The sequence below is a fragment of the Rothia sp. HMSC076D04 genome, from assembly GCF_001814645.1.
Classification (GTDB): domain Bacteria; phylum Actinomycetota; class Actinomycetes; order Actinomycetales; family Micrococcaceae; genus Rothia; species Rothia mucilaginosa.
The window spans coordinates 120,951-126,737 of record NZ_KV817369.1 but is presented as its reverse complement, the minus strand read 5'-3'; the positions used below and the strand labels follow the sequence as shown (position 1 = coordinate 126,737).

The window sequence follows — 5,787 nt, the reverse complement described above, 5'->3', positions numbered from 1 at the left end:
CCCTCAGGGTGTCACACGGACGCTCTCCGCAGCGAAGCAAGGAGGAACGGAGCGTCCGGTGACGGGTGCCCCTGCGTAGGCGCGGAGGAAACATGTAGCGCACACCGTAGTCTTGGGAGACGCGAGGTACCCACCCACCCCACCCCTGTAGGAACGAGGGCGAATACCGTCTTCCAAGCATCGAACACCAGAGCAAGAGGAAATATCTACACCCCAGCCCTCAAAACTGTATTTCAAGGGGAACGCAAAAACCCCGCCGATTCCGAAGAATCAGCGGGATTTTCTTTGAAGTGCGCCCCCTGGGACTCGAACCCAGAACCCATTGATTAAGAGTCAATTGCTCTGCCAATTGAGCTAGAGGCGCTTATTTTGTTTTTGCGGGTTTCCCTCGCAACAAGTAAATACTATACGGCATTCTTTGGGTGCCCGCAACTCGATTGAGTATGAACTGCATCACATACCTGTTGAGTGCTGCTGTTCAGCTTGAAACAGCAAGAATCCGGCGCCCACCCCCTCCCCCGTGTGGGGTGAGAGGTGGAACGCCGGATTCTTAGAAAGCTATTGCTGAGCTACCGCTTAGCGAGCCACCGAACCCTCGGTGTAGTCGTCGTCAGCGGTGTTCCAGGAGAACAGCTCGCGCAGCTTGCGGCCGGTTGCCTCGATGGGGTGTGCCTCGCCCTTTGCGCGCAGTTCCTTGAACTCGGGTGCGCCTGCGGCCTGGTCTTCCATGAAGCGCTTTGCGAAGTTGCCGTTCTGGATGTCTGCCAGGACAGCCTTCATGTTTTCCTTGACCTCGGGGGAGATCACGCGGGGGCCGGAGACGTAGTCGCCGTACTCTGCGGTGTCGGAGATGGACCAACGCTGCTTAGCGATGCCGCCCTCGATCATCAGGTCAACGATGAGCTTGAGCTCGTGCAGGACCTCGAAGTAAGCAATCTCGGGCTGGTAGCCAGCTTCGGTCAGAACCTCGAAGCCGTACTGGACGAGCTGGGAGGTGGAGCCGCAGAGGACTGCCTGCTCACCGAACAGGTCGGATTCGGTCTCTTCGGTGAAGGTGGTCTTAATGACGCCTGCGCGGGTTGCACCCAGTGCCTTTGCGTAGGACAGTGCCAGTGCGAGTGCTTCGCCGGATGCGTCCTTCTCGACTGCAACCAGGGCGGGAACGCCGCGGCCTGCTTCGTATTCGCGGCGGACGGTGTGGCCGGGGCCCTTGGGGGCGACCATTGCCACGTCGACACCCTCGGGTGCGGTGATGTAGCCGAAGCGGATGTTGAAGCCGTGTGCGAAGAACAGTGCGTTGCCGGGCTTGAGGTTCGGCTCGATGCTCTCTGCGTAGACCTTTGCCTGGACCTGGTCCGGGGTCAGGATCATGATGACGTCTGCTTCTGCTGCTGCTTCTGCAACGGTTGCGACGCGCAGGCCTTCTGCCTCAGCCTTGGCGCGGGACTTGGAGCCCTCGGACAGACCGACGATGACCTTCACGCCGGAGTCACGCAGGTTCAGTGCGTGTGCGTGGCCCTGGGAGCCGTAGCCGATAACTGCTACGGTGCGACCCTGGATCAGGGAGAGGTCTGCGTCGTCGTTGTAGAAAATGGTTGCTGCCATTTCTTCTCCTCAGTAAGTTTGGTATGCGGCCCAGGCTGGGCTCAACATTGACTATTCTACTTGATAGCTTTTGGGGTGCAGGTTTACGAGAGTACTTCTCAGATTTTGGCTGGAAGTATTTGTGCCCTGCATGGTCGGGGGTACAGGGGTTTACTGTACCGGGGTTTACCATATCTGGCGCTCCCCCGCCCGCACTGCGAATACGTGTGTTTCGGTTGTGCGGGCGGGAGAACTGCTACGGGAATGTAGCGTCAGGTATTTTGTGCTAGATGCGCTCGCTCATAGCGCGCGGGCCACGTGCCAGGCCGATGGTGCCTGCGCGAACAATTTCACGAACACCGTAAGGCTCCAGAACATCCAGCAGTGCGTTGAGCTTCTCCTGGGAGCCGGTTGCCTCGATGACAAGGGACTCGGGGGAAACGTCGATCACGGATGCGCGGAACAGGTCGGCTGCCTGAACAATCTGCAGGCGGACTACGGGGTCTGCCTTGACCTTGATCAGGATGTGGTCGCGCTGGGTGGAGGAGTCGGCGGGAAGCTCGACGACCTTCAGCACGTGAACAAGCTTGTTCAGCTGCTTGGTGATCTGCTCGATGGTGTGGGCGTCACCCTCGGTCACGACGGTGATGCGGGAAACACCGGGGTTTTCGGTGGGGCCCACAGCCAGGGAGAGGATGTTGAACAGTCGGCGGGAGAACAGACCGGAGACGCGGGTGAGAACGCCCGGCTTATCTTCTACCAGAACGGACAGAGTGTGCTGAGACATTAGTTCTCTCCCTCACGATCGAACTCAGGCGAAGTGTTCTTCGCAATCCAAATCTTGTCATTAGATACGCCTGCCGGGACCATGGGCCAGACCAGGGCGTGGGGGCTGACGGTGAAGTCAATGACCACGGGGCGGTCGTTGATTTCGAGGGCAGCCTTGATGGTTGCGTCCACGTCTTCGTCGCGTTCGCAGCGGAAGGTTGCGCAGCCGTATGCTTCGCCGAGCTTGACGAAGTCGGGGATGCGTACGGTGCCGTGGCCGTCCTTCAGGTCGGTGTTGGAGTAGCGCTCGTTGTAGAACAGAGTCTGCCACTGGCGCACCATGCCGAGGGAGGAGTTGTTGATGATGGCAACCTTGATGGGGATGTTGTTCTGTGCGCAGGTGACCAGTTCCTGGTTGGTCATCTGGAAGCAGCCGTCACCGTCGATGACCCAGACGGTGGAGTCGGGGTGTGCGACCTTTGCACCCATGCCGGCGGGTACGCCGTAGCCCATGGTGCCGAGGCCTGCGGAGCTGATGAAGTGGCGGGGGCTTTCCTGCTGGATGTAGTGTGCACCCCACATCTGGTGCTGGCCAACGCCGGTGACATAGTATGCGTCGGGGCCGGTGAGGGCGCTGATGCGCTCGAGAACGTACTCGGGCGAGCCGAGGCCGTCGGTGGGCTTCTCGTAGCCGAGCGGGTAATCCTTGCGGATGACGTTCAGCTCGTTCCACCACTCGGTGAGGTTCGGCAACTGGTCTGCGAACTCGGTGGAGAGCAGGTCGGTCAGCTCGGGCAGGACGTACTTGAGGTCGCCGACGATCGGCACGTCTGCGAAGCGGATCTTCGAGATTTCTGCCGGGTCAACGTCAATGTGGATGACCTTAGCCTCGGGTGCGAAGGAGTCGAGCTTACCGGTGACGCGGTCGTCAAAGCGTGCGCCGAGGGTAATCAGCAGGTCAGACTTCTGCATTGCGGCGACGGCGGGGACGGTGCCGTGCATGCCGGGCATGCCGAGGTTCTGGGGGTCAGAGTCGGGGAACGCGCCGATTGCGTTGAGGGTGGTGACGACGGGTGCGCCGATGAGCTTAGCCAGCTTGTGGAACTCTTCGGAAGCACCTGCGCGGACCAGGCCACCGCCGACGTAGAAGACGGGGCGCTTGGATTCGGTGATGAACTTAGCTGCTTCGTGGATCTGCTTGGAGTGACCGCGGGTGACGGGGGTGTAGCCGCGCAGCTCCAGGTCCTCAGGAATGCCGCGGTATTCCATCATGCCGACCTGTGCGTCCTTGGTGACGTCCACGAGCACGGGGCCGGGGCGGCCGGTGGATGCGATGTGGAATGCTGCTGCGAGCGCGCGGGGGATGTCCTGCGGGTCGGTGATCATGAAGGAGTGCTTGGAGATGGGCATTGCCATGCCGACGATGTCAGCTTCCTGGAATGCGTCAGAGCCCAGCAGCTTGGTGGACACCTGGCCGGTGATTGCAACCAGGGGGATGGAGTCCATGTTTGCGTCTGCGATTGCGGTCAGCAGGTTGGTTGCGCCGGGGCCGGAGGTTGCAATGCACACGCCGGTCTTGCCGCTGGACACTGCGTAGCCCTGAGCGGCGTGGCCTGCACCCTGCTCGTGGCGGACCAGGATGTGGCGGACCTTCTTGGAATCGTACAGGGGGTCATAGGTCGGCAGAATGGCTCCACCAGGCAGGCCGAATACGTCAGTCACACCCAGGTCTTCGAGGGTGCGGACGATTGCCTGAGAACCGGTCATGCGTTCTGCGGGAGCGTTTGCCGCGTCATCAGAAGTGGAAAATCCCATGGTCATGGAAATGCCTCGTGTCTTAATGGTTCTTCGTTGTACTCAATGTTCTGCGTGGGGTTTGTGTGATCCTCACGCATCCTATGCCCGGGGGTACCAAGCTATAAAAAATGCCCCTCGCTGTTGGTGGTAGCGGTAGGGGCGCTCAGTCGCAGTGAATAGACCCTGCCACTCGCCCTAGGCGACGTCGACAAGGTTTAGAATTCGCTGGAACATTGCTGTCTTCACCCTTCTATGGTGCGCCCCAAGAGGGGGTGAGTCAAATCTCTATCGGGCAACACACCCGTTTTTGTTCATAAAGGCGCAGGTCGGATACTTTCTTTCATGATGTGGACACATTGCACTTGTTTACACATTCCCACGTGTTCATTTGAACAGGTGAGAAAAACTCGCATTTTTGGACGTCATGGCGCGTAATATGTGCGAATACTCGTGACCTTCGTTGGTTGCCCCGGTAGACTGATGCTATGACCGAACCGATTATCACGGTCGCTGATGAGCTGACCGAAGCAAGTAAGTACGCAGAGGTTATCGACCCCCGTAACTCTGTTGAGAGTAGCGAGTTTTTGACGGGTGAGGAACTCATTCGGGTTCTGCACCCGGTTTTTGACGAGCAGATTATTAATTACGGTGCATACAATTTGGTGTATGCGACGGGCCGTGCGGTTTACCGTAATCCTGATTTGGCGTTGCATCAGTCTCCTGATCAGCAGCATTTCATTGTGGGTTATCAGGATGCGCCTGATGAGGTGATTATTGCTCCGGTGAATTTGCCGGCATTGACGCCTGCGGGTACGGCGACGACGATTGATAATACGAATGCTCTGCATGCGTATCGTGTGGGTGATGATGCGGTGACGCTTGAGTCGGTGAATGGCAGCTCGTTTTATTTGTCGTTTGAGGATAATGCTGAGGTTGCGACTCACCTTGGTACTGGCCTGTTGGAGCAGGGTAAGGATGTGGAGGATTTCCGTGAGTTTGTGACGCGGATTTGGCCGGTCCTGTAATAGAGACTTTTCGAAATGATTGCCCGCTGCGACTTTTGGGTTGCGGCGGGCTTTCCTGTACCTACACCCAGCTATATTGCCTGCTTGAGGGGCGGTACACGTCCTCGCTCCTACAGGGGCACCCGCCCTCGCTTCGCTTCGGGCACCCTGATGTCGCTACGGACGGCACCGACGCCTCGGCGCGCACCAGGCTAACCATCAAGCAGCAGGCTAAAAGGGCGACAGCCCTCCCCCGCCCCACACGCAAAACACCAACCACCAGGTAGCAGGCTTAAAGGCGACAGCCTCCCCCGCCACAGTTCACTAGGCACGGGGCGCACACGAAACCCCCGCGTATCTACCGCAACCCCGGCAGGACCGCAGCGCACCCCGAATACCAATACGCGCAGAGGCGCATATATCCCCTGCCGCAGCATCAGGTAACCAAGCGAGGAAAGACGGTATCGCCCGTAGTGACATCAGGGTGTCCGAAGCGAAGCGAGGACGGGTCCCCTGTAGGAACGAGGGCGAATACCGTCTTCCAAGCACTCACATCAGGAGCAAGGGGAAATATCTATACCCCCTCAAAACTGTACTCACAGGGGAACGCAAAAATCCCGCCGATTCCGAAGAA

The 5,787-nt window shown here is 58.9% G+C and carries 4 protein-coding genes and 1 tRNA gene; 1 reads left to right on the top strand and 4 read right to left on the bottom strand.

The window, feature by feature from the left end:
• Positions 1 to 291: 291 nt before the first annotated feature.
• The 4 genes from HMPREF2980_RS05005 to HMPREF2980_RS04990 form a co-directional block, all read right to left on the bottom strand.
• Positions 292 to 364: transfer RNA gene (locus HMPREF2980_RS05005), tRNA-Lys, on the bottom strand.
• Positions 365 to 576: 212 nt separating this feature from the next.
• Complete coding sequence (gene ilvC / locus HMPREF2980_RS05000; protein ID WP_005505530.1) at positions 577 to 1,605, bottom strand: ketol-acid reductoisomerase; 1,029 nt, start codon at positions 1,603 to 1,605, stop codon at positions 577 to 579.
• 265 nt (positions 1,606 to 1,870) lie between these two features.
• Positions 1,871 to 2,371 (bottom strand): acetolactate synthase small subunit, encoded by a 501-nt coding sequence (gene ilvN / locus HMPREF2980_RS04995; RefSeq protein WP_070593899.1) that lies wholly within the window; start codon positions 2,369 to 2,371, stop codon positions 1,871 to 1,873.
• Positions 2,371 to 4,173 (bottom strand): acetolactate synthase large subunit, encoded by a 1,803-nt coding sequence (locus tag HMPREF2980_RS04990; RefSeq protein WP_070690475.1) that lies wholly within the window; start codon positions 4,171 to 4,173, stop codon positions 2,371 to 2,373. Before HMPREF2980_RS04990 ends, ilvN begins: the two co-directional genes overlap by 1 nt.
• 461 nt (positions 4,174 to 4,634) lie before the next feature.
• Here HMPREF2980_RS04990 and HMPREF2980_RS04985 point away from each other — a divergent pair, with 461 nt between their 5' ends.
• Positions 4,635 to 5,174, top strand: coding sequence for a hypothetical protein (locus HMPREF2980_RS04985; RefSeq protein ID WP_070593902.1), 540 nt, complete (start codon positions 4,635 to 4,637; stop codon positions 5,172 to 5,174).
• Positions 5,175 to 5,787 lie beyond the last annotated feature (613 nt).